Below are 24,536 nucleotides of genomic sequence, written 5' to 3'. Positions count from 1 at the left end.
CTCTTCGCTACTTCGCCAGCGCTTTAAACACCTCCGCCACCGCCACCGCACCCGGATCGGTCACCCCCTGCAGATTCTCTTTATTGACATAGGATGAACGCCCCGCGCCGGCTTTGTGCATGCTGGCCGTCGCCTCTGCACCCTGCTGAGCGGCCTGTGCAGCAGCCTGAATATCTGCTTGCTGCAAAGCTTCCAGCGCGGGCTGGAGCGCATCGATCAGGGTGCGATCCCCAGGCGCGGCCCCGCCGTAATGCTTCATTTGTGCCAACCCGCTCAACAACGACTCTGGCACGGTTTTACCCTCCAGTAACGACTGCCCGGCGGCAGTAAAGAAGATCGACATCAATACGCCGCTCGAGCCGCCCATCACCGTCGCCAGTCTTTCACCCACCAGCAATAACAACTTCGCGGGATCATTTAGCGGCAGCTGCTTTTGCGCAAGGCGTTGGGCTATCTCCTTCGCACCTTGCGCAAAGGTAGATCCGGTATCGCCATCGCCTACTTTCGCATCCAGCGCGTTGAGCCGGTTTTCCAGATCCAGCAGCGTCTGCGTCGCTGCGCCCACCCACGCGGCAATTTGCGCATTATCGGAGGGGGTAAATTCCACTTTGTCGCGCACAACCTCGTGCGATACCGTACGCATTGGCGCAAAGGCGACGGGTTTTTGCCAGCCCAGGGTCTCCACTGGCGAATTGAGTGCCTGCTCAAAGGTGTCGTTCAGCTTCAAACACGAGAGCGAAAAGCCTTTCATATCCAGCGAACTGACCAGCGTCGCCGGGCCGATAAGCCAGTCAATCTGGTCTTTTACCGCTGAGTGCGCCAGCTCTTTGGTAAGCTGCGCCATCTCCAGCGCAGATACGCCGCCGAGGTTATTGATCATAACCGCCAGCCGCCCGGCGCCAGCCTGCTCCTGCAGCGGTTTCACCAGGGTGTCGATGATTGTTTTACTGTTTTGGGTATCGACAATCGACGCACCCGGCTCACCGTGGATCCCGAGACCCAGCTCGACTTGCCCCTGCTGGATACGTCCCTCCTCTTCATCGCTGCCGGGCAGACTGCATGTGCGCATCGCCACACCGAGGCTCCAGAGGTTATCGCAGGCCTGTTGGGCAAGATCCCGAACCTCACGGAGCGATTTCCCCTGCTCGGCAGCGTAACCGGCTATCTTATGCACCAGCACCGTACCCGCAATGCCGCGCGGCTGTTTGTTATCAGGCAGAGCAATGTCGTCGGCCACAATCACCATTTCGACGTTCAGCCCGTAGCCCTTGGCCTTTTCCGCCGCGAGGCCAAAGTTCAGACGATCGCCGGTATAGTTTTTGACGATCAACAGGCAGCCATGCTCGCCCGTTACCGCCATGATCGCATTCAACACCGCGTCAACGCTCGGCGAAGCAAAAAGATCGCCGCACACCGCTGCGGTGAGCATCCCCTTGCCCACAAACCCGGCATGGGCGGGTTCATGACCCGAACCACCGCCGGAAATAACCGCCACGCGGCTTTTATCCCAGTCAGCACGGGCGACAACGCGAATAGCCGGGTCGATATCAAGCCTGGCGAGATTAGCGTGTGGTGTAGAAATCAGCATGCCTTCAATGGCGTCGTTGACCAGCTGTTCGCGGTCGTTAAAAAAGAATCTGGACATAATTTCCCAAAAAGTTGATAACCGTATGGAAAAGCATAGTCCGCACTGGGTAATGCGCAGCAAACAAAGGAATTTGCGCATCAGGTTGCCTATACTCCACCCAGTGCCCAGAAAAGGAATTGGATCATGAGTACTCCTCTGCTAATTGCTCGTACGCTGGATCACGAGCTGTTTCTCCTCCCTGCAATGGCAAACCGACACGGGCTCATTACCGGTGCCACCGGCACGGGCAAAACCGTCACCCTACAAAAGCTGGCTGAATCATTCTCAAGCTGTGGCGTACCGGTATTTATGGCCGATGTGAAGGGCGATTTGACCGGCATTGCGCAGGAGGGCGTTGGCTCAGAGAAGCTGCTCGCCAGACTGAAAAACATCGGTGTGACCGACTGGCAACCGCAGGGTAACCCGGTCGTCTTGTGGGATATCTTCGGCGAAAAAGGCCACCCGGTACGTGCCACCGTTTCCGATCTGGGCCCGCTGCTGCTGGCACGGCTGCTCAATCTGAACGAGGTGCAGTCTGGCGTGCTTAATATCATCTTTCGTATTGCCGACGAACAGGGATTACTGCTGCTGGATTTCAAAGATCTACGCGCTATCACCCACTATATTGGCGATAACGCCAAATCTTTCCAGACCCAGTATGGCAACATCAGTTCCGCCTCGATTGGCGCTATTCAGCGTGGATTGCTCACGCTTGAACAGCAAGGCGCCGGGCACTTCTTCGGCGAACCGATGCTGGATATTAAGGACTGGATGCGCACCGACAGTAACGGTAAGGGCATCATCAACATTCTGAGCGCGGAAAAGCTCTATCAGATGCCCAAACTGTACGCCGCCAGTCTGCTGTGGATGCTCTCTGAAATATATGAACAACTCCCTGAAGCGGGCGATCTGGAAAAACCCAAACTGGTGTTCTTCTTTGACGAAGCACATCTGCTGTTCAGCGATGCTCCGCAGGTCTTACTGGACAAGATTGAACAAGTGATCCGTTTGATCCGCTCGAAAGGGGTCGGCGTCTGGTTTGTTTCGCAAAATCCGTCCGATATCCCTGACAACGTACTGGGTCAGTTAGGTAACCGCGTACAGCACGCCCTGCGCGCCTTCACGCCAAAAGATCAAAAGGCAGTTAAAGCGGCCGCAGAGACCATGCGCGCCAATCCAGCGTTCAGTACGGAAGAGGCAATTCAGGCGCTGGGCACCGGTGAAGCCTTGATCTCCTTCCTGGATGTCAAAGGCAGCCCCTCAGTGGTAGAGCGCGCAATGGTGATCGCACCCAACTCACGTATGGGGCCCGTCACTGACGATGAACGTAACGGGCTAATTAACCACTCTCCGGTTTACGGCAAATACGAAGACGAGATCGATCGGGAATCGGCTTTTGAAAAGTTACAGGCGGGGATAGAGGCAAGCCCGCAGCAGCAGAGTGCACCCACTGCGAAAGGCGATGCAGCGGCCACGGACGATGGCATTCTGGGCGGGCTCAAAGATATTCTGTTTGGCAGCACCGGGCCGCGAGGGGGTAAGCGCGACGGCGTGGTACAAACTATGGCGAAAAGCGCAGCACGCCAGGTCACCAATCAGATCGTACGCGGCATGCTGGGCAGCTTGTTAGGCGGACGTAGACGCTAAAGGTGATACCCACGGGCGCCCCAGGGCACTCCCCTGAACCCCGTGCTCATTGAGGTATTTATCGATTTCCACCATCCCCGTCCAGCGGTTCTCGCACCAGAGCGGTGCCAGCAGCGTTGGACGGCGGGCGCTGGCGGATATACGGTGGTAAACCACTTCTGGCGGCGTATGGCGGATCATCTCCCCCGCCGTCACGGTGTACTCTTCGAGTGTAATTCCGTTTACCCTTCCCGCTTGCCAGGCCTTTGCCATAATACTGCCGGTCACGATATGTAGCGGATGCAGCTTGATGCCATCCACGCCGGTTTCGACCACGTTTTCCAGCGTCTCGAGTCCCTGCTGGAGCCCCTCTCCGGGCAAGCCTACAATCAGGTGCGAACACACTTTAAGCCCCCGTTCACGCGCCAGCCGCGTAGTGCGCTGGTAGCAGGCAAAGTCATGGCCGCGATTAATACGGTGCAGCGTTTTGTCGTGCGCGCTCTGTAACCCCAGCTCCAGCCAGACTTCATAGCCCTGCGCGTGGTATTCGCTCAGCAGGTCTAATACGGCATCGGGGACACAATCCGGACGCGTGCCGACACATAGCCCGACCATATTCGCCTGGCTTACGGCCTGCTGATACATGGCGCGCAGTACCTGCACCTCTGCCCAGGTGCTGGTATAAGCCTGGAAGTAGGCCAGATAATGTCTGGCGCGATTGACCCGGCTCGCCTGATGCGCCAGCTGTTCAGCGATGGAGCGCTGCTGCTGTGTTTCATCGGCGAAAGAGGCCACGTTGCAGAAGGTACAGCCGCCACGGCCAATAGTTCCATCGCGGTTGGGGCAGCTGAAACCACCATGCAGCGTCAGCTTATGGACCTTTTCGCCATAACGACGTAAAAGATCCCCACCAAACATATTGACTAATTTCTGTAACTGCATAATCTGATAGACCGCCCCGCTGAAAGGGGCCTAGCCTGCCATTTTTAGCCACAGTCGGCGATGACCTGGATCAATCGCCCTGGACGGCTATTATTCATTTGAATAAAAAATCAAGATTACTGCAATTTCATTCAAGCATTCGCCAATTACTTTTCCTTATGTTCAGCCGCTTTTTTTCATTTATAGCGTCACTGCTGAAAAACAGTGTGATTATGCGGGTTTGATCGCCACCCCAGAGTAATATCCTGCCAAAAACAAGCTTTTCAGCATCCCACGTGGATAATACCGCTTTCAGATAGTGAGTCAGATCACACTACCCCGCTCCCTCCCTTGGCCTTTTGTGGTTGTAAAATTCGTTAAATACCTTTTTATTTCAATCAATTAAACATGCTTTAGCACATTTTCGTATAAATAAGATTGCCATTTGACCTGATAACCGATTCCCGATAAGTTGGAAATCCGCTGGAAGCTTTCTGGATGAGCAGTCTGCTCATCATATTTATGCAGTAATTGAGATTCCCTCTGAAGCAAGTCCTCAAACTTGTTTACCTGCGCGAAAGGATGAAAAAGAGGGCGAATGCGAGGTACGCGTATGAAACGCAAACCCCGTCGCCATGCTCTTTCTGTGCCTGTGCGCCACGGTTAAGTTCAGTGGGAAGCCCGACGAGCCTGGGGAGGTTCACTGATATGTTGTACGATAAATCCCTTGAGAAGGATAACTGTGGTTTCGGCCTGATCGCCCACATAGAAGGCGAACCTAGCCACAAGGTAGTGCGTACTGCCATTCACGCACTGGCCCGCATGCAGCACCGTGGTGCCATCCTTGCCGATGGTAAAACCGGCGACGGTTGCGGTCTGCTGCTGCAAAAACCGGATCGTTTCTTCCGCATCGTAGCGGAAGAACGCGGCTGGCGTTTAGCCAAAAACTACGCTGTCGGCATGCTGTTCCTGAATCAGGATCCTGAAAAAGCTGCCGCTTCACGCCGCATCGTCGAAGAAGAACTTCAACGAGAAACTCTGTCCATCGTCGGCTGGCGCGATGTGCCTACCAACGAAGGGGTGCTCGGTGAAATCGCCCTCTCCTCGCTGCCTCGTATTGAACAGATTTTTGTCAACGCGCCTGCGGGCTGGCGTCCACGCGATATGGAACGCCGTCTGTTCATTGCGCGTCGCCGCATTGAAAAACGTCTCCAGGAAGACAAAGAGTTCTACGTCTGTAGCCTCTCCAACCTGGTGAACATCTATAAAGGTCTGTGTATGCCGGCTGACCTGCCGCGCTTCTACCTGGACCTGGCGGACCTGCGTCTGGAATCGGCCATTTGCCTGTTCCACCAGCGCTTCTCCACCAACACCGTTCCACGCTGGCCGCTGGCTCAGCCGTTCCGCTATCTGGCACACAACGGCGAGATCAACACCATCACCGGTAACCGCCAGTGGGCGCGCGCCCGTACCTATAAGTTCCAGACGCCGCTGATCCCCGATCTGCACGACGCCGCACCGTTCGTGAACGAAACCGGCTCGGACTCCAGCTCCATGGATAACATGCTTGAGCTGCTGCTGGCTGGCGGGATGGACATCGTCCGTGCCATGCGTCTGCTTGTGCCACCGGCCTGGCAGAACAACCCGGACATGGATCCTGAACTGCGCGCGTTCTTCGACTTTAACTCCATGCACATGGAGCCGTGGGACGGCCCGGCGGGCATTGTTATGTCCGATGGCCGCTTTGCCGCCTGTAACCTGGACCGTAACGGCCTGCGTCCTGCGCGCTACGTCATTACCAAAGATAAGCTCATCACCTGCGCGTCTGAAGTCGGCATCTGGGATTACCAGCCTGACGAAGTGGTCGAGAAAGGCCGCGTCGGCCCGGGCGAGCTGATGGTTATCGATACCCGTGGCGGGCGTATTCTTCACTCCGCTGAAACCGATAACGATCTGAAAAGCCGCCACCCGTACAAAGAGTGGATGGAGAAAAACGTTCGTCGTCTGGTGCCTTTTGAAGAGCTGCCGGACGAAGAAGTGGGTAGCCGTGAGATGGATGACGATGCGCTCGCGAGCTTCCAGAAACAGTTTAACTACAGCGCGGAAGAGCTGGACTCGGTTATCCGCGTACTGGGCGAAAATGGCCAGGAAGCGGTCGGATCAATGGGTGACGATACCCCATTTGCCGTCCTCTCCAGCCAGCCGCGTATTATTTATGACTACTTCCGCCAGCAGTTTGCGCAGGTAACCAACCCGCCAATCGATCCGCTGCGTGAAGCGCACGTCATGTCGCTGGCCACCAGCATCGGCCGCGAGATGAACGTCTTCTGCGAAGCCGAAGGCCAGGCGCACCGTCTGACCTTTAAATCGCCGATTCTGCTCTATTCCGATTTCAAACAGCTTACGACGCTGCAAGAGGATCACTATCGCGCCGACACGCTTGATATTACCTTCGACGTGACCGAAGCGACACTCGAAGAGACGGTGAAAGCGCTGTGCGACAAAGCGGAGCAGATGGTACGTAACGGTACCGTGCTGCTGGTGCTCTCTGACCGCAACATTGCCAAAAACCGTCTGCCAGTGCCTGCGCCGATGGCGGTGGGAGCGATTCAAACCCGTCTGGTCGACAAGAGCCTGCGCTGCGATGCCAACATCATTGTTGAAACCGCGAGCGCCCGCGATCCGCACCACTTCGCCGTGCTGTTAGGCTTTGGTGCGACGGCCATCTACCCGTACCTGGCCTACGAAACGCTGGCGAAGCTGGTCGACAGCCGTGCCATCGACAAAGATTACCGCACTGTCATGTTGAACTACCGCAACGGTATCAACAAAGGTCTGTACAAGATCATGTCCAAGATGGGCATCTCGACTATTGCCTCTTACCGCTGTTCGAAGCTGTTTGAAGCCGTGGGTCTACATGACGATGTGGCAGAACTCTGCTTCCAGGGCGTGATCAGCCGCATCAGCGGCGCGGGCTTTGCTGATTTCCAGCAAGACCTGCTCAACCTCTCCAAACGTGCATGGCTGGCGCGTAAACCACTGGAACAAGGTGGTCTACTGAAATACGTTCACGGGGGCGAATACCACGCCTATAACCCGGACGTTGTGCGCACGCTGCAGCAGGCAGTGCAGAGCGGCGAGTACAGCGACTATCAGCAGTACGCTGAACTGGTCAATAACCGTCCGGCGGCAACGCTGCGCGACCTGATTGCCCTGAATCCGGGTGATGAAGCGGTCAGCATCGATGACGTTGAACCAGCGTCCGAGCTGTTCAAGCGCTTCGATACCGCGGCGATGTCTATCGGCGCGCTCAGCCCGGAAGCTCATGAAGCGCTGGCAGAAGCCATGAACAGCATCGGCGGCAACTCGAACTCCGGCGAAGGCGGCGAAGATCCTGCGCGCTACGGCACCAATAAAGTGTCCCGCATCAAGCAGGTGGCATCCGGTCGCTTTGGCGTAACGCCTGCGTACCTGGTTAACGCCGACGTGATTCAGATTAAAGTCGCTCAGGGGGCAAAACCGGGCGAAGGTGGTCAGTTACCGGGTGATAAAGTCACGCCGTACATCGCTAAATTGCGCTACTCGGTGCCGGGCGTGACGCTGATCTCCCCGCCGCCGCACCACGATATCTACTCTATCGAGGACTTAGCGCAGCTGATTTTCGACCTGAAACAGGTTAATCCGCAGGCGATGATCTCCGTGAAGCTGGTTTCCGAGCCGGGCGTCGGCACCATCGCGACCGGCGTGGCAAAAGCCTACGCAGACTTGATCACCATTGCCGGCTACGACGGTGGTACCGGCGCAAGCCCGCTCTCCTCCGTGAAATACGCTGGCTGTCCGTGGGAGCTGGGCCTGGTGGAAACCCAGCAGGCGCTGGTGGCGAACGGCCTGCGCCACAAGATCCGCCTGCAGGTAGACGGGGGTCTGAAAACCGGCCTCGACATCATCAAGGCGGCGATTCTGGGTGCAGAAAGCTTTGGCTTCGGCACCGGCCCGATGGTGGCGCTGGGCTGTAAATACCTGCGTATTTGCCACCTCAACAACTGCGCAACAGGTGTGGCAACCCAGGACGAGAAGCTGCGTAAGAACCATTACCATGGTCTTCCCTTCAAAGTGACCAACTACTTTGAATTTATTGCCCGCGAAACGCGCGAGCTGATGGCGCAGCTGGGCGTGAAGCGTCTGGTGGATCTGATTGGCCGTACCGATCTGCTGAAAGAGCTGGAAGGATTTACCGCCAAACAGCAGAAACTGGAGCTGAGCAAGCTGCTGGAAACCGCGCAGCCGCACCCTGGCAAAGCGGTCTATTGCACCGAGAAAAACCCGCCGTTTGACAACGGCGTGCTGAATGCACAGTTGCTGCAGCAGGCGAAGCCGTATGTGGATGATAAGCAGAGCAAAACTTTCTGGTTTGATATCCGCAATACTGACCGCTCCGTCGGCGCATCGCTCTCCGGTTACATCGCGCAAACGCACGGCGACCAGGGCCTGGCGTCCGATCCGATTACCGCGCACTTCAGCGGCACGGCGGGTCAGAGCTTCGGCGTCTGGAACGCGGGCGGCGTGGAGCTGTACCTGACCGGCGATGCCAACGACTACGTGGGTAAAGGCATGGCGGGTGGTCTGCTGGCGGTACGTCCGCCGGTCGGTTCTGCCTTCCGTAGCCACGAAGCCAGCATTATCGGTAACACCTGTCTGTACGGCGCGACCGGCGGTCGTCTGTTTGCAGCCGGTCGTGCGGGTGAGCGTTTTGCAGTGCGTAACTCCGGTGCTATCACCGTGGTAGAAGGTATTGGCGACAACGGTTGTGAGTATATGACCGGCGGGATCGTCTGTGTTCTGGGCAAAACCGGTGTGAACTTCGGTGCCGGTATGACGGGCGGCTTCGCCTACGTGCTGGACGAAAGCGGTGATTTCCGTAAACGTGTAAACCCGGAGCTGGTTGAAGTGCTGGATGTTGAATCCCTGGCGATCCACGAAGAGCATCTGCGCGGTTTGATTACCGAACACGTGCAGCATACCGGTTCTTCACGCGGCGAAGAGATTCTGGCGAACTGGCCAGCCTTCTCCTCGAAATTCGCGCTGGTTAAACCGAAGTCCAGCGATGTTAAAGCCCTGTTGGGTCACCGTAGTCGTAGCGCAGCAGAGCTGCGCGTGCAGGCGCAGTAAGGGGTAGCAATGAGCCAGAACGTATACCAGTTTATCGACCTGCAGCGTGTTGATCCGCCAAAGAAACCGCTGAAGATCCGTAAAATTGAATTTGTAGAAATCTATGAGCCGTTTTCAGAAGGCCAGGCCAAAGCGCAGGCAGACCGCTGCCTGTCCTGCGGTAACCCTTACTGCGAATGGAAATGCCCGGTCCATAACTACATCCCGAACTGGCTGAAGCTGGCCAATGAAGGACGTATTTTTGAAGCCGCCGAACTGTCTCACCAGACCAACACCCTGCCGGAAGTGTGCGGTCGCGTCTGCCCGCAGGACCGCCTGTGTGAAGGCTCCTGTACGCTGAACGACGAGTTTGGTGCGGTGACCATCGGTAACATTGAGCGTTATATCAACGATAAAGCGTTCGAGATGGGCTGGCGTCCGGATATGACCGGCGTGCGTCAAACCGACAAGCGCGTGGCGATCATTGGTGCAGGCCCGGCGGGCCTGGCCTGTGCCGACGTCCTGACCCGTAACGGCGTCAAAGCGGTGGTCTTCGACCGACATCCGGAAATCGGCGGCCTGCTGACCTTCGGCATCCCGGCCTTCAAGCTGGAAAAAGAGGTCATGACCCGCCGCCGCGAAATCTTCACCGGCATGGGCATTGAGTTCAAACTGAATGTGGAAGTGGGCCGCGACGTGCAGCTCGACGACCTGCTGAAGGATTACGACGCCGTATTCCTGGGCGTGGGTACCTATCAGTCCATGCGCGGTGGTCTGGAGAATGAAGATGCGCCAGGCGTGTACGACGCCCTGCCGTTCCTGATTGCCAACACCAAACAGCTAATGGGCTACGGTGAAACGACCAACGAGCCCTTCGTGAGCATGGAAGGTAAACGCGTCGTGGTGCTGGGCGGCGGCGATACCGCGATGGACTGCGTGCGAACCTCTATTCGTCAGAATGCGGCGCACGTTATCTGCGCCTACCGTCGTGATGAAGAGAACATGCCAGGCTCAAGACGCGAAGTGAAAAACGCGCGTGAAGAGGGTGTCGAGTTCCAGTTCAACATCCAGCCGCTGGGTATTGAAGTGAATGCAAACGGCAAGGTGAGCGGCGTGAAGATGGCGCGTACCGAGATGGGGGCGCCGGATGCGAAAGGTCGTCGTCGTGCAGAAATCGTTGCCGGCTCCGAGCATGTGATCCCGGCAGATGCGGTGGTGATGGCGTTTGGTTTCCGTCCCCACAGCATGGAGTGGCTGGCGAAGCACAGCGTTGAGCTGGATTCGCAGGGTCGCGTGATTGCCCCGGAAGGCAGCGACAACGCCTTCCAGACCAGCAACCCGAAAATCTTCGCCGGTGGCGATATCGTTCGCGGTTCTGACCTGGTGGTCACGGCGATTGCCGAAGGGCGCAAAGCGGCTGACGGCATTATGAACTACCTGGAAGTATAAAACGCGTAAAGACAGGCCATCTCGTCTATTAAAGATGGCCTGTCACATTCATCAGTTAATGATTTTCCCACCTAAAAATAGCCCTCTTACTCCAGTAATAACCATTTAAATTTTGCAAGATGATTTTTGCATAAAATTATCCAGCAGCGTAATTGCCGCTTTTACGGCTTTAAATAAAATCACGCTTATAATAAAAACCCTTAAATGGCCTCGGTAGAGACATTAAATAATAACGTCCAGATAATTTTAATTGGTTATTAAAAGCTTTAAAAACAGATGGTTTAGTATAAATACATTCAACAAATCAATACGAACCAAATGAATTCTTAATACTCGAGTTGCTAATTCACATTAGCCTAAAGAGTATTTAATATAGGAATAGCTAAAGCAACACACTCTAACCCATGCCAATTAAGCGTTAATAATCATCTTAACAGGATGATCGTTAATCCCTGAATGGCATTGTTGTAACGAATCTTAATTCACTACAACGCTTTTATTAACACACCGTAATTTTATCAGTAAGGATATTTGATACTATGAACATGAAATGGAAAATTTCTGCAGTCGCGCTGTGCTCTGCACTGTCATTTGCAACTTTTAATGCAGCAGCCGCTGGCAGCGTAACCATGGGCGTAAAAGGCTCTATTACCCCGGGTTCTTGCACGCCAACCCTGAGCGCAGCTGAGATTGACTTCGGCACCATCACTGCTTCCACCCTGACCGCAGTAGCGCCTGCACTGAACCAGCTGGGTTCACGTGATATTACTCTTTCTATTGCCTGCACCGGCGCAACGGGAGTGGCATTTGCCGCTAACGACAACCGCCTCGAATCTGTCGTTCCGCTGAGCACTGATACTTTTATTGCCAACGCCAGCCCTAACCAGACCAACTACTCCGTAGGCAACAGTTCTCAGGCGTTTGGTCTGGGTACCGTTGGGACAACGAAGATCGGTGCATACACCATTGCCATGAAAATGAGTGACATCACCGCGACCGATGGCGCTGATGCCAACCTGCCTGTAGATATGCTCTCCGTTCGTGCAGGCATCACTACCTGGAGCAAAGCGAATACCGGCATGTTGAGTCCCTTTAATGGTACCAGTGCAAATATCGTCACCTTTGCGCGTACCGGTACCCTGGCTCCGGTCGCTATTAAAACCGCGAGCGTACCGCTGACCATCACTGCCGCTGTACAACCAATGTCTGCCTTCAGCAGCGCAAGTGAAAGCATTACTCTGAGTGGTAATGCAACTATCGGTCTGATTTACCTGTAATACGCCGGCCTGCGAACGGAACGTTCGCAGGCCTTTTTACTATTTTTTTAGCTGATGTGTTTATGAAAAAACATTTCCTACCCACCCTGCTTATTCTTTATTCGGCGCAAAGTCTGGCGTCAGGAATGGTTCCTGAAACCACAATGCTTCTGGTCGATGAAAGCAAAGGCGAAGCCAGTATTAATATTACCAATACGGACAGCACCCCTGCGCTTTTATATACCCGCGTCACAGAGCTACCGGGCAGTAAGAGCACTACCCGTCTGGTGGCTACTCAGCCAGTGGTTCGCTTAGAAGCAGGCCAGGTACAGCGTGTGCGCTTTATGTTGCAAACATCCGGTCCGTTACAGCAGCAGGAAATGAAACGTGTAAGTTTTGAAGGGATCCCGGCCAAAACGAAGGATGGCAACCGTCTCGCCGTCACGATACGCCAGGATTTACCGGTAATTATTCAGCCAACCTCTCTTCCAGAAGACTTACAACCCTGGAAGCATCTGCAATGGCAAAAAAAAGGCAGTGATATTGATATAGTTAATCCCGGAAAATATGTCGTTCGGATGTCACCAAGGTTTATTTCCATGCCTTCAGGGAAAGAAGGTCATCTTCCGGCAACCTATATTCTACCCGGCACTCACATCACAGTGAAATTACCGCAGACAACCGACTCTAAAATTAAATTCTTCCCGGCCAGCCGCTATGGCTACACAGGAGAAAGTTATACCACCGCATTACAATAAAAGGGAATAGAATGTGGTTACATGGATCGTTCTTAAAAAAATTAATTGTTATTACGCTTGGTACGCTGCCTGTAGTCATTTATCCGACCGTTGCTTCCGCGGATGAAAGTCAGGCGGTAGATTTTGATCGTGAGACGCTCAAAGCGTTGGGCATGGACCCTGCCATCTCCAAATATTTTGAGAAAGAAGCTCGCTTTGCGCCCGGTGAAGTCCCTCTGGCATTGAAAGTGAATGGCACTTCGAAAGGTGCTTTTATCGCTCGTTTTTCTGAGAAAGGCGAACTCTGCTTCGATGAAGGGTTGCTTAAGCAGGCGGCGCTGAAAATACCCAGCGATATTAACGACACGCCTTGCTATGACTTTCGCAAAACCTGGCCCAATACGATCATCAAACAGCATCCTGAAAAGGAAGAACTGGAAATCATCGTACCGACTGACGCGCTGGACAGTCAGGCGGACGATCTGGGTGATTACGTAACGGGTGGCGCGGCGGGAATGTTAAATTATTCCCTTTTCACGACCCGAAACCAGTTTGCTGATTCGCAATCCGACTATTCACAGGCGACGATTGACGGCGGTTTCAACATCCTCGACTGGATGGTGCGCTCGCACCAAATGCTGAGCTATAACGACGGCAGATACAGCACCACAAGCTCCTCAACATGGATACAGCATACCTTTGTTGGGCTTGGCAGCACCATGAAAGTGGGTGAGGTCAGTCTCAATAATAGCTTACTGGATGGAGCATCCATTTACGGCGTATCGTTCTCACCGGATAGCGCATTGTCTCCCAATGATGCTGGTGTCCAGGTAAGCGGTATCGCCAACTCTTCCCAGGCTCGCGTGGAGATTCGTCAGGGTAATAAGCTCATCGCCTCCAACCTTGTTCCTCAGGGACCCTTTACGCTCACGGATCTTCAACTGCTCGATCGCAGCAGCGATCTGTCGGTGACGGTGGTGGAATCGGACGGTTCGCAGCAACGCTTTATCGTACCGGCAACACAATATAACCGGGGGAGCGGCACGCCGACGGGCATCCACGTAGCATTTGGGCGCGTCGATGATGATTACAAGAAAAAGCCCTGGGTGGGTAGCGTGTCGATGGGCACACGTTTAACCCATAACCTTAACCTGAGCGGCGGCCTGATCGGCGCACAGGATTATCAAAATGCCGCGATTAACGTCGACTGGCTGCTTACACGCCTGAGCACGACGACGCAGTTGGCGGTATCAAACGATCGGGAATACACCCTTCAGGGGCAAAAAGCCTCGGTTTCGGCAAACTATGCGCTTACGTCAAACATCAGCCTGCGGGCCAGTGCTGCGCACGCGACGCGTGATTACCGCACCTTGTCGGACACACTCGACAACGATTTTGTGGCGCAAAACAAAAATGAATACTCTGCAGGGATAAGCCTGGCGACCGAGGCGATCGGCAGCCTGGGCCTGAGCTACTATCAGACGGACAGTTACCAGCGCGATAACGATACTCGCTATCTTGCGCTGAGCTGGTCGAAAGCCTTCCGTCGCGCCATGTTATCCGTGAGCTGGCAGCACCAGTTAGGGACCAACGGCCAGCTCCACTATGACAGCGGCAATGGCAAAAATAACACGGCAGGAAACGATAAGGATCTGGTGTACGTGAATCTCAGCATACCGCTGGGAGAGAAATCGGCCAACCTGTATAGCCGCCATGATAGCAACAACACCCATTTTGGCGCCACGATGAACGCCAATGTCTCTGACGAGCTGAACTACTCGGTCGGCGCGGAAAGAGGCACCAAAGATAACGTTAACGCCGTCAACGGCGGTATTAACGCCAATCTGCATTATACCCAGTTGAACCTGAACGCCAGCGCAGACAACGATCGAAATCGGACCTACAGCGCATCGATGCAGGGGGGAATTGTGGCCCACGGCAACGGTGTGACCTTCTCTCCGTGGCAGATCAACGACACCTTCGCCGTTGCTCGCCTGGATAGCAATATTTCCGGGGTCAGAATTAAGACGCCACAAGGTCCGGTCTGGACTGACAGATGGGGTCAGGCCATCATTCCGGCGCTGCCCCCCTACCGTAATGCGTTAGTGCAAATTGATACAGAAACCCTGCCGCGCAATGTGGACGTCAGTAACGGAAGTAAGCGCATGAAACAGGGCCGCGGTGCTGTCGGAAACGTCAATTTCAAATTACTGGAACAGCGTCGGGCACTCCTCTACGTCACCCTTCCTGATGGTAGCAAGCTGCCGAGAGGCATTGCCATTGAAGATACTGACGGGAAATACATCACCACCGTGGTCGAAGACGGTATCGTTTTCATTAATAACATTCTGCCGAGACAGATCCTGGCGGCAAGACTCGAAAATGGCGTTTGCCGTATCGAAACGTCATTGCCTGAAAACAGCGACCCTAACACTTTTTACGATACCGCAGAGGGGGTATGCAAATGAGAAGTAAACTCCGTTATTCACTCTGCCTGATGTTATTCACGTCCAGTCTGGCCCTTGCGGATTGTCAGATTACCGCCAGTCAGTCTTCGCTTTCTTACGGCCGGATGAGCCCGGCAGAACGCCAGCTGCAGGGTAGCCAAAAGATTACCCTGACGGAAAAGCAGGTGGTGGTACGCGCCGTGTGCGATACACCTTCCCGAATCCGTCTGTTTGTCTCTTCTGGTTTGGCCAACGGCAACCAGTTTGGATTCGGCAGTCGCGGAGCAATGAAAGTCATGGCGAGCCAGGCAATGCTGGATGACCGTAGCGTGCGGCTCAGTAAAGTGAGCGCTGGCGACGAGGCCATTACCGACGCGGGTCAATCCTCCTTGTCTCTCAACGTCAACGACGGGTTAGCGTTTATCGACAGTGGCGAACGGACGGCAAGCCAGGCGAGCGTCACGCTGACGGTTACGCCGCAGTTTGAAAACGAAGCCATTACCGATACAACCCGCTATGCCGGTAACATCAGAGTCAGGGTGGAAGCACAATGAATACACTGCTTAAAACGCTCATCGGGCTGGTTTTATCAACCTCACTGACGTGGGCATCGGACACCGTGAATATTGATGTGTCTGTCACCACAGATGCCGCAGCCTGCACGCCCACGCTCAGTAATAACGGCATCGTGGACTTCGGAAAACGTTCTGCCGCGTTGCTTTCTGCCACCCATTTCACACAGTGGGGCAGTCGCGACATCACGCTGAATATCGTCTGCGAAGCCTCCACGGCCGTGGCTATCACCGCCCGAGATTCGCGACCCGATTCTGTCGCTTATGGTCAGGATGGAAACGGCAATACCGGCCCTGACGTCCCTTTCCAGGGGCAGGGCAATATCAGTAATCCGGAGCGTCTGTTCGGACTGGGCAAAACCAGCGAAGGTAAAAATATTGGTAGCTATGCCATTGTCATCGACCAGGAGAGTGTGCAGGCGCAGGATGCGGGTTCGGCTGTCCCGATAAGCATTGTCAGTGCCAGCACCACGGCCGGCCCCTGGTCCATCGCCTCTCCTGCCGCGTTCTCATCGGGTATGAACGGGTATTTATCCTTTGCCCGCAAAAACAGTACCACGCTGCAGCCCGTGACAACGGTAGTTGTGCCTCTGCGCGTATCCGCGAGCATCGCCAGTGGCCTCACTTCCGGCAACACTATCGGGTTAGATGGATTAGCCACCATTACGCTCGTTTATCTTTAAAGGTTTCTTACCGATAAAAAAAAGCCCAAATTTCTATTTGGGCTTTTTATCATTCGCACTTTACTTCACAACGCGTAACGCAGGTCGACCACCGCGCGGCGGCGGATCGTCATCCGGATCGTTGTCGTGGTCATGGTCAGGCTTATCACCGTCGATAACCGACATGACGGTTTCGTTCTCGCCAGTCGCGGTCTCTCCGTCATCGTTCAGGCTTGTCACATCTTCATCATAAGCCGCTTCAGGCTCAAACATGGTACCGGCACCGTTTTCACGAGCATAAATTGCCAGCACCGCAGCCAGCGGCACGGAAACCTGACGTGGCACGCCGCCAAAACGCGCATTAAAGCGCACTTCGTCGTTTGCCAGCTCCAGATTACCTACGGCACGCGGAGCGATATTGAGAACGATCTGTCCGTCGCGCGCATACTCCATCGGGACCTGTACGCCGGGCAGCGTCACATCCACAACCAGGTGCGGCGTGAGCTGGTTATCCAGCAGCCATTCATAGAAGGCGCGCAGCAAATAAGGACGGCGTGGAGATAACTGTGACATTTCCACAATGATTAACCCCGGCCGAGACGCATTTCACGTTCGGCTTCTGTCAGAGAAGCCAGGAAAGAGTCGCGCTCGAAGACACGCGTCATATAGCCTTTCAGCTCTTTCGCACCCGGGCCACTGAACTCAACGCCCATTACCGGCAGACGCCACAACAACGGCGCCAGGTAGCAATCGACCAGGCTGAACTCATCGCTCAGGAAGAAAGGCTTCTGACCAAACACCGGTGCAATAGCCAGCAGCTCTTCGCGCAGCTGTTTGCGCGCGGCATCGGCTTCGGAAGAGTTACCATTCACGATAACGTTCATCAGCGTATACCAGTCTTTCTCGATACGCTGCATGTACAGGCGGCTTTCACCACGCGCAACCGGATAAACTGGCATCAGCGGCGGATGAGGGAAACGTTCATCAAGGTATTCCATAATGATACGGGATTCCCACAGGGTCAGCTCACGATCAACCAGCGTCGGCACGCTTTGGCTCGGGTTGAGATCGATAAGATCCTGAGGCGGGTTATCCTTTTCCACATGCTCGATCTCAAAACTGACACCCTTCTCGGCCAGCACGATACGAACCTGATGGCTATAAATGTCAGTAGGACCAGAAAACAGCGTCATTACCGAACGTTTGTTGGCAGCGACAGCCATGAAAACCTCCAGGTATATTCAGAATTTTTACTGCTACCGGCCACGTGGCCAGCCAGATGATTTGTCACCCATCCCGGAGAGCCTAAATCATTGCTCAAAAAGCGAACAAAAATCGAGTATTCACCGATATTTGGGCATAAAATTGGATGATAGTTTACCAGATTTTGATGGCTTTGTGGTGAGGCGATTCTGGAAATGCCGAAAAAGAGGAGATAAACAAGCTTATCCTGTAGGTAACCGCAGCAGCGGTCATAAAAAAACCCGCCGAAGCGGGTTTTTGGCCAATTGTTGTCTGCCAAAGCAGAAAGCAATTAACGCTTGGAGAACTGTGGACGACGACGTGCTTTACGCAGACCCACTTTCTTACGTTCAACCTGACGAGCGTCACGAGTAACGAAGCCAGCTTTACGCAGTTCAGAACGCAGGGATTCGTCGTACTCCATCAGAGCGCGGGTGATACCGTGACGGATCGCACCTGCCTGACCAGAGATACCACCACCTTTAACAGTGATGTACAGATCCAGTTTTTCTACCATATCAACCAGTTCCAGCGGCTGGCGAACTACCATGCGGGCAGTTTCGCGACCGAAGTACTGTTCCAGAGAACGCTGGTTGATTACGATTTTACCACTGCCCGGTTTGATGAACACGCGAGCTGCGGAACTTTTGCGGCGACCAGTGCCGTAGTATTGATTTTCAGCCATTGCCTATAATCCCGATTAGATGTCAAGAACTTGCGGTTGCTGTGCCGCGTGGTTGTGCTCGTTGCCTGCGTAAACTTTCAGTTTACGGAACATAGCACGACCCAGCGGGCCTTTTGGCAACATGCCTTTAACCGCGATTTCAATCACACGCTCAGGACGGCGAGCAATCATCTCTTCAAAGGTCGCTTCTTTGATACCACCGATGTGGCCAGTGTGATGGTAGTACATTTTGTCAGTACGCTTGTTGCCAGTTACTGCAACTTTGTCTGCGTTCAGAACGATGATGTAGTCACCAGTATCAACGTGCGGAGTGTATTCCGCTTTGTGCTTACCGCGCAGGCGACGAGCCAGTTCAGTAGCCAGACGGCCCAGAGTTTTACCGGTCGCGTCAACAACATACCAGTCGCGTTTTACGGTTTCTGGTTTAGCTGTAAAAGTTTTCATTAAAAGCTTACCCAAATAAATAAGTTACACGTAGGTGTTCACCCAAACGTTTAATCAGTTGAGGTTCACACGACAGAGTCCGGCAAACCTACCCCTTCGAATAGCAAATGCCGACACATAGAAAGTTTTGGGAAAAAAACCTTCTTGTAACGTGGGGTCGCAAGATTATAGAGAAGTCGAGGTCAAAGATCGACCCCTAAATGTGATTTGACGAGGGTTTTTCAGCGGTGCGAAAAGCACCGCCCACTGCCCGACTTTTCCGGAACGAAAAGAGCCATTCAGGGCATATGCTCGCGTTTCAGGTACTCTTCGCTCTGCATCTCCTGCAAACGCGACAGACAGCGCTGGAACTCAAACTTTAACCGCTCGCCCTGATAGACTTCATAGAGCGGCACCGCGGCGCTTACCACCAGCTTAACGTGACGCTCGTAAAACTCATCAACCAGCGCAATAAAGCGACGAGCCTCACTCTCCATCAGCATGGTCATCACCGGCACATCAAAGAGCATGACGGTATGAAACAGGCGCGACAGTGCAATGTAATCATGCTGGCTACGGGCATCGACGCACAGCGTCGCGAAGGAGACGGCCAGCGTCTGGTTGGCCATGCCCAGCGTTGGCAACGGGCGGTGGTTAATCTCAAGTTCAGTGGCGTTTTCGCGCTTCGCCCCAGCCAGTGCCAGCCAGAGTTTATCCATCTGCTGGCGGGTATCATCATTGAGGGGGGACAACCAGAGATGTGCCTGCGTCAGCGTGCGCAGCCGATAGTCAACGCCCGCATCCACGTTCATGATGTCACAATGCTGTTTAATTGCATCGATGGCGGGTAAGAAACGCGCCCGCTGTAAACCGTTGCGATAGAGTTCATCCGGCGGGATGTTCGAGGTTGCCACCAGGGTGATGCCCCGGGCAAAAAGCGCTTTCATTAGCCCGCCCAGCAGCATGGCGTCGGTAATATCGGAAACAAAGAATTCATCAAAACAGAGAACATCGGTTTCGGCTTTGAAACGTTCGGCGACAATATCCAGCGGATCGCTCTGCCCCTGAAGCGCGGTGAGCTCTTCATGCACGCGCAGCATGAAGCGGTGAAAGTGCAAACGCTGTTTACGCGTGCCCGGCAGGCTCTGATAAAAGAGGTCCATTAGCCAGGTTTTACCGCGCCCTACGCCACCCCACATATATAAGCCACGCACAGGTGTGATCGCCTGCGGCTCTTTTTTTCCTAACAGACGACCAAAGGCGGCTTTCAGTCCACCTGCGGGTGCGGCCTCGGTGGGACGGGATGTCAGCGCCTGAAAGATTTTTTCCAGACGATTTACCGCATCGCGTTGAACATCGTCCGGCTGATGCGAGCCCTCCTGCAGGGCCTGCTGATAACGCATTGTCGGGGAGAGGCTTTGCATAATCTCGTTGTTATTCCTTCAATTAAGACGCGCCAACCTGCGCTGTTGACGAAAAAAAGGCCGTTCTACACTACGCGATGATACCGCGGGATTCCACTTCTACGGAAATAGCGGTTATAGTGGCATAATCAGGCACAGGCATGGAGCCGAGCCAATACCCTACGGAACCACAAGACAACGGGAGAAGTTCATGACCTGGGAATATGCGCTAATTGGTTTAGTCGTCGGCATCGTTATCGGCGCCGTGGCCATGCGTTTTGGTAATCGCAAATTGCGTCAACAACAGGCTTTGCAGTACGAACTGGAAAAGAACAAAGCTGAACTGGAAGAGTATCGTGAAGAGCTGGTTAGCCACTTTGCGCGTAGCGCAGAGCTGCTGGACAACATGGCGGATGATTACCGTCAGCTCTATCAGCATATGGCAAAAAGCTCCAGCAGCCTGCTGCCGGAAATGACCGCAGAAACGAATCCATTCCGTAATCGCCTGGCTGAATCCGAAGCCAGTAACGATCAAGCTCCGGTACAGATGCCGCGCGATTATTCTGACGGTGCATCTGGTCTGCTGCGCGGTGGCGTAAAACGCGACTAACCGCACAGCGCAAATATATTTCACGGGCGCAGCCTTTGCGCCCGTCCTTTCTTCATTACCCCAGCTATTATTTAGTCAAACACCTCATTGTTCAGCGTTTTAAAATTCAATAACATCAGACTGTTTTTGGGCCGAAATTCCTTTACCCCAGGTTGCGAGAGCCAGCGTCAATGAACAAAAAAAATCAGCTGTTAAGCGCGTTAGCATTGTGTGTCGGATTCGCTCTTCCGGCATCTTTCCCTGTTTATGCAGCCATGCCTTCACAGGTTCCTGGCCAGGCGCCCCTTCCGACGCTCGCCCCAATGCTGGAGAAAGTGTTGCCGGCGGTGGTGAGCGTGAAGGTGGAAGGCACGGCGCAACAAAGCCAGCGCATTCCTGAAGAGCTGAAAAAATATTTCGGCGAGGATGGCGCCGATCAGGCGCAACCTTTTGAGGGGCTGGGATCCGGTGTGGTCATCGATGCCGCTAAAGGCTATGTACTGACCAATAACCACGTCATCAGCGAGGCTGACAAAATCAGCGTCCAGATGAACGATGGACGTGAATTCGAGGCCAAACTGATTGGCGGGGATGATCAAAGCGACATCGCCCTGTTACAGCTCCAGAATGCCACTAACCTGACGCAAATCGCGGTTGCCGACTCTGACAAGCTGCGCGTAGGGGATTTTGCCGTTGCGGTCGGTAACCCATTTGGCCTTGGGCAGACTGCGACGTCGGGCATCATCTCTGCGCTGGGGCGCAGCGGCCTCAATCTTGAAGGGCTGGAAAACTTTATTCAGACCGATGCTTCCATCAACCGCGGAAACTCGGGCGGCGCATTGTTGAACCTGAACGGTGAGCTTATTGGTATCAATACCGCTATTCTCGCGCCGGGTGGCGGCAGCGTCGGCATCGGCTTTGCCATTCCGAGCAATATGGCCCGGACGCTGGCCCAACAGCTTATTGACTTTGGTGAAGTGAAACGTGGCCTGCTGGGCATTAAAGGGATGGAGATGAGCGCAGATATCGCCAAAGCGTTCAATCTGAACGTCCAGCGCGGTGCGTTTGTCAGTGAAGTCTTACCGAACTCTGGCTCAGCGAAAGCGGGCATTAAGTCGGGTGATGTCATTGTTAGCCTTAACGACAAGCCGCTGAGCAGTTTTGCGGAGCTACGTTCACGCATCGCCACCACCGAGCCTGGCACCAAAGTGAAGCTGGGGCTGCTGCGAGAGGGTAAACCGATGACCGTAGAGGTAACGCTTGATAAAAGCACCTCCTCCTCTGCCAGCGCCGAGATGATTGCACCTGCGCTGCAGGGGGCGACTCTGAGCGATGGCCAACTGAAAGATGGTACCAAAGGGATCACACTTGAGAGCGTAGAGAAGAGCAGCCCGGCGGCACAAGCGGGTCTGCATGAAGATGACGTGATCATTGCGGTCAACCGCACGCGCGTACAGTCTATTGCCGAAATGCGCAAAGTGCTGGAGAACAAACCGGCGGTGATCGCCCTGCAGATCGTGCGGGGTAACGATACGCTCTATATTCTTCTGCGATAAGCATTTCTGCTCCGGGCATCACGGCATGTGATGTCCGGAAAAGTCATGTTATGCTGCAGCAGTTTTCACTTTAACGACGCCCGCATCATGTTTCTGAAGATCATTCGTTCGGTCGCCATTGGCCTGGCTGTTGGTGGCCTGTTACTGGTCGCCATGCCCTCTTTGCGCCAGTTTAATAAGCTGGCTGCGCCGCAGTTTGACAGCGCAGATGAAACACCTGCCAGCTACAACCAGGCGGTACGCCGCGCCGCGCCTGCGGTGGTGAATGTCTATAACCGCGGTCTGAACAGTACCAGCCATAATCAACTAGAGATCCGTACCCTGGGCTCCGGGGTGATCATGGATGAACGCGGCTATATCATTACCAATAAGCACGTTATCAACGACGCCGATCAGATTATTGTCGCCTTGCAGGATGGGCGCGTGTTCGAAGCGCTGTTAGTCGGTTCAGACAGCCTGACCGACCTTGCGGTACTGAAAATCACGGCCACCGGCGGCCTGCCGGTGATCCCTATCAACCGCAAACGTAGCCCGCATATTGGCGATGTGGTGCTGGCCATCGGTAACCCTTATAACCTTGGGCAGACCATTACTCAGGGCATTATTAGCGCCACCGGCCGAATTGGCCTGAACCCCTCGGGCCGTCAAAACTTCCTGCAAACGGATGCTTCCATTAACCACGGTAACTCCGGCGGGGCGCTGGTCAACTCCCTGGGGGAGCTGATAGGCATCAATACGCTCTCCTTCGATAAGAGCAACGATGGTGAAACGCCGGAAGGGCTGGGATTTGCGATTCCCTTCCAGCTTGCAACCAAAATCATGGATAAGCTGATTCGCGATGGCCGGGTGATCCGCGGCTATATCGGTATTGGCGGGCGTGAAATCGCGCCACTGCACACACAGGGCGGCGGCGGTATCGATCAGATTCAGGGAATTGTGGTTAACGAGGTCTCTCCGGGCGGGCCGGCGGCTGCAGCGGGTCTGCAGGTTAACGACGTTATTGTCTCGGTGAATGGCAAACCGGCGATTTCCGCGCTGGAAACTATGGATCAGGTGGCCGAAATCAGGCCTGGCTCCATCATTCCTGTCGAAGTGATGCGCGAGGACAAAAAGCTCACGCTGCAGGTGACCATTCAGGAATATCCCGCCACCAACTGACAGCAATAAAAAAACCGGAGCCTGGGCTCCGGTTTTTGTTCACTGGGAGGAGATTACTTGTTTACAAACTCTTCGCCCAGTTTGATATCGCCTTTCAGCGTATCTAGCATGCCTGCCATCGCTTGTTGTTCAAACGCGCTCAGCGTGCCGATAGATTGACGTTCTTCGATACCGTTTTTACCCAGCAGCAGTGGCTGAGAGAAGAAGCGGGCATGTTCGCCGTCACCTTCAACATAAGCACATTCCACAACGCCTTTCTCACCCTGCAGGGCGCGAACCAGAGACAGACCGAAGCGCGCTGCTGCCTGGCCCATTGAGAGCGTCGCAGAACCGCCACCCGCCTTCGCTTCCACCACTTCGGTGCCCGCGTTCTGGATACGTTTGGTCAGGTCAGCCACTTCCTGCTCAGAGAAAGTCACGCCTGGGATCTGGGAAAGCAGCGGCAGAATAGTCACGCCAGAGTGGCCACCGATAACCGGCACTTCCAGCTCGGTTGGCTGCTTGCCTTTCAATTCCGCCACAAAGGTGTTGGAGCGGATGATGTCCAGCGTGGTCACGCCAAACAGTTTGTTTTTGTCATACACGCCCGCTTTTTTCAGCACTTCTGCAGCAATCGCCACAGTGGTGTTGACCGGGTTAGTGATGATACCGATGCACGCTTTCGGGCAGGTTTCAGCGATCTGCTGAACCAGGTTCTTCACGATGCCCGCATTAACGTTAAACAGGTCGGAACGATCCATACCCGGTTTACGCGCGACGCCTGCAGAGATGAGAACCACGTCCGCACCTTGCAGCGCAGGACGCGCATCTTCACCGGAGAAGCCTTTGATTTTAACAGCCGTTGGGATGTGGCTCAGGTCAACCGCCACGCCTGGGGTAACCGGGGCAATATCGTACAGGGAGAGTTCTGAGCCTGAAGGCAGCTGGGTTTTCAGTAGTAGGGCAAGCGCCTGGCCGATACCGCCAGCAGCGCCGAGGACTGCGACTTTCATCCTAAACTCCTTATTATGGTGAGCTAAATATCTGTTGCTCCGT

At 54.4% G+C, this 24,536-nt stretch carries 19 protein-coding genes; 11 read left to right on the top strand and 8 right to left on the bottom strand.

From position 1 onward, the window contains the following. Positions 1 to 7: 7 nt before the first annotated feature. Positions 8 to 1,645, bottom strand: coding sequence for a glycerone kinase (locus B3B59_RS08550; RefSeq protein ID WP_286808722.1), 1,638 nt, complete (start codon positions 1,643 to 1,645; stop codon positions 8 to 10). A 126-nt stretch (positions 1,646 to 1,771) separates the two neighbouring features. On the opposite strand from B3B59_RS08550, the gene B3B59_RS08545 reads away from it, so the two are divergent. Then, on the top strand, positions 1,772 to 3,274 hold the full coding sequence (locus tag B3B59_RS08545; RefSeq protein ID WP_212476781.1) for a helicase HerA-like C-terminal domain-containing protein: 1,503 nt from the start codon (positions 1,772 to 1,774) through the stop codon (positions 3,272 to 3,274). Here B3B59_RS08545 and B3B59_RS08540 read toward each other — a convergent pair. After that, positions 3,254 to 4,195 (bottom strand): TIGR01212 family radical SAM protein, encoded by a 942-nt coding sequence (locus tag B3B59_RS08540; protein ID WP_286808720.1) that lies wholly within the window; start codon positions 4,193 to 4,195, stop codon positions 3,254 to 3,256. The genes B3B59_RS08545 and B3B59_RS08540 overlap by 21 nt on opposite strands. A 687-nt stretch (positions 4,196 to 4,882) precedes the next feature. On the opposite strand from B3B59_RS08540, the gene gltB reads away from it, so the two are divergent. The 7 genes from gltB (at position 4,883) to B3B59_RS08505 (ending at position 16,466) form a co-directional block, all read left to right on the top strand. Further along, entirely contained in the window at positions 4,883 to 9,343 is a 4,461-nt protein-coding gene (gene gltB, locus B3B59_RS08535; protein ID WP_046885768.1) for a glutamate synthase large subunit, read from the top strand. A gap of 9 nt (positions 9,344 to 9,352) precedes the next feature. Further along, the gene (gltD, locus tag B3B59_RS08530; RefSeq protein WP_040073853.1) at positions 9,353 to 10,771 is read left to right on the top strand and encodes a glutamate synthase subunit GltD; all 1,419 of its coding nucleotides are present in this window, start codon (positions 9,353 to 9,355) and stop codon (positions 10,769 to 10,771) included. A 539-nt stretch (positions 10,772 to 11,310) separates the two neighbouring features. Further along, positions 11,311 to 12,048 carry a DUF1120 domain-containing protein gene (locus B3B59_RS08525; RefSeq protein ID WP_046885767.1) on the top strand — a complete coding sequence of 246 codons (738 nt, stop codon included), beginning with the start codon at positions 11,311 to 11,313 and terminating at the stop codon, positions 12,046 to 12,048. Between the two features lie 62 nt (positions 12,049 to 12,110). Then, a complete protein-coding gene (locus B3B59_RS08520; protein WP_040073851.1) occupies positions 12,111 to 12,785 on the top strand; it encodes a fimbria/pilus chaperone family protein in 675 nt (224 codons plus the stop codon). Positions 12,786 to 12,796: 11 nt separating this feature from the next. Beyond that, positions 12,797 to 15,232: a fimbrial biogenesis usher protein gene (locus B3B59_RS08515; protein ID WP_286808716.1), complete on the top strand. Its 2,436-nt coding sequence runs from the start codon at positions 12,797 to 12,799 to the stop codon at positions 15,230 to 15,232. After that, complete coding sequence (locus tag B3B59_RS08510; protein ID WP_286808714.1) at positions 15,229 to 15,765, top strand: hypothetical protein; 537 nt, start codon at positions 15,229 to 15,231, stop codon at positions 15,763 to 15,765. The genes B3B59_RS08515 and B3B59_RS08510 overlap by 4 nt, the downstream gene beginning before the upstream one ends. Continuing rightward, on the top strand, positions 15,762 to 16,466 hold the full coding sequence (locus B3B59_RS08505; RefSeq protein WP_286808712.1) for a DUF1120 domain-containing protein: 705 nt from the start codon (positions 15,762 to 15,764) through the stop codon (positions 16,464 to 16,466). The genes B3B59_RS08510 and B3B59_RS08505 overlap by 4 nt, the downstream gene beginning before the upstream one ends. 60 nt (positions 16,467 to 16,526) lie before the next feature. On the opposite strand, the gene sspB is transcribed toward B3B59_RS08505, so the two are convergent. From sspB to zapE, 5 genes are all read right to left on the bottom strand, one after another. Beyond that, the gene (gene sspB, locus B3B59_RS08500; protein ID WP_046885763.1) at positions 16,527 to 17,024 is read right to left on the bottom strand and encodes a ClpXP protease specificity-enhancing factor; all 498 of its coding nucleotides are present in this window, start codon (positions 17,022 to 17,024) and stop codon (positions 16,527 to 16,529) included. 5 nt (positions 17,025 to 17,029) lie between these two features. Next, positions 17,030 to 17,668: a stringent starvation protein SspA gene (gene sspA, locus B3B59_RS08495; protein ID WP_286808710.1), complete on the bottom strand. Its 639-nt coding sequence runs from the start codon at positions 17,666 to 17,668 to the stop codon at positions 17,030 to 17,032. A gap of 311 nt (positions 17,669 to 17,979) precedes the next feature. Next, on the bottom strand, positions 17,980 to 18,372 hold the full coding sequence (gene rpsI, locus B3B59_RS08490) for a 30S ribosomal protein S9 (protein WP_003860436.1): 393 nt from the start codon (positions 18,370 to 18,372) through the stop codon (positions 17,980 to 17,982). A gap of 15 nt (positions 18,373 to 18,387) precedes the next feature. Next, complete coding sequence (rplM, locus tag B3B59_RS08485) at positions 18,388 to 18,816, bottom strand: 50S ribosomal protein L13 (RefSeq protein ID WP_040073847.1); 429 nt, start codon at positions 18,814 to 18,816, stop codon at positions 18,388 to 18,390. Between the two features lie 278 nt (positions 18,817 to 19,094). After that, positions 19,095 to 20,219, bottom strand: coding sequence for a cell division protein ZapE (gene zapE / locus B3B59_RS08480; RefSeq protein WP_046885762.1), 1,125 nt, complete (start codon positions 20,217 to 20,219; stop codon positions 19,095 to 19,097). A 190-nt stretch (positions 20,220 to 20,409) separates the two neighbouring features. Between zapE and zapG the strand changes: the two genes are divergently transcribed. From zapG to degS, 3 genes are all read left to right on the top strand, one after another. Then, positions 20,410 to 20,808, top strand: a complete 399-nt coding sequence (gene zapG / locus B3B59_RS08475) for a Z-ring associated protein ZapG (protein WP_040073845.1) — start codon at positions 20,410 to 20,412, stop codon at positions 20,806 to 20,808. Positions 20,809 to 20,978: 170 nt separating this feature from the next. Further along, entirely contained in the window at positions 20,979 to 22,343 is a 1,365-nt protein-coding gene (gene degQ, locus B3B59_RS08470; protein ID WP_286808707.1) for a serine endoprotease DegQ, read from the top strand. A gap of 87 nt (positions 22,344 to 22,430) precedes the next feature. Then, entirely contained in the window at positions 22,431 to 23,501 is a 1,071-nt protein-coding gene (gene degS, locus B3B59_RS08465; RefSeq protein WP_286808833.1) for an outer membrane-stress sensor serine endopeptidase DegS, read from the top strand. Between the two features lie 53 nt (positions 23,502 to 23,554). Here the strand turns inward: degS and mdh are convergent, their stop codons facing one another. Next, entirely contained in the window at positions 23,555 to 24,493 is a 939-nt protein-coding gene (gene mdh / locus B3B59_RS08460; RefSeq protein WP_040073843.1) for a malate dehydrogenase, read from the bottom strand. Positions 24,494 to 24,536: the final 43 nt, after the last annotated feature.

Origin of the sequence: Leclercia sp. UBA2479, assembly GCF_002341985.1 — a bacterium.
GTDB lineage: Bacteria > Pseudomonadota > Gammaproteobacteria > Enterobacterales > Enterobacteriaceae > Enterobacter > Enterobacter pneumoniae.
Note: the sequence above shows the minus strand (reverse complement) of the source record. Positions and strands in the feature narration are given on the sequence as shown.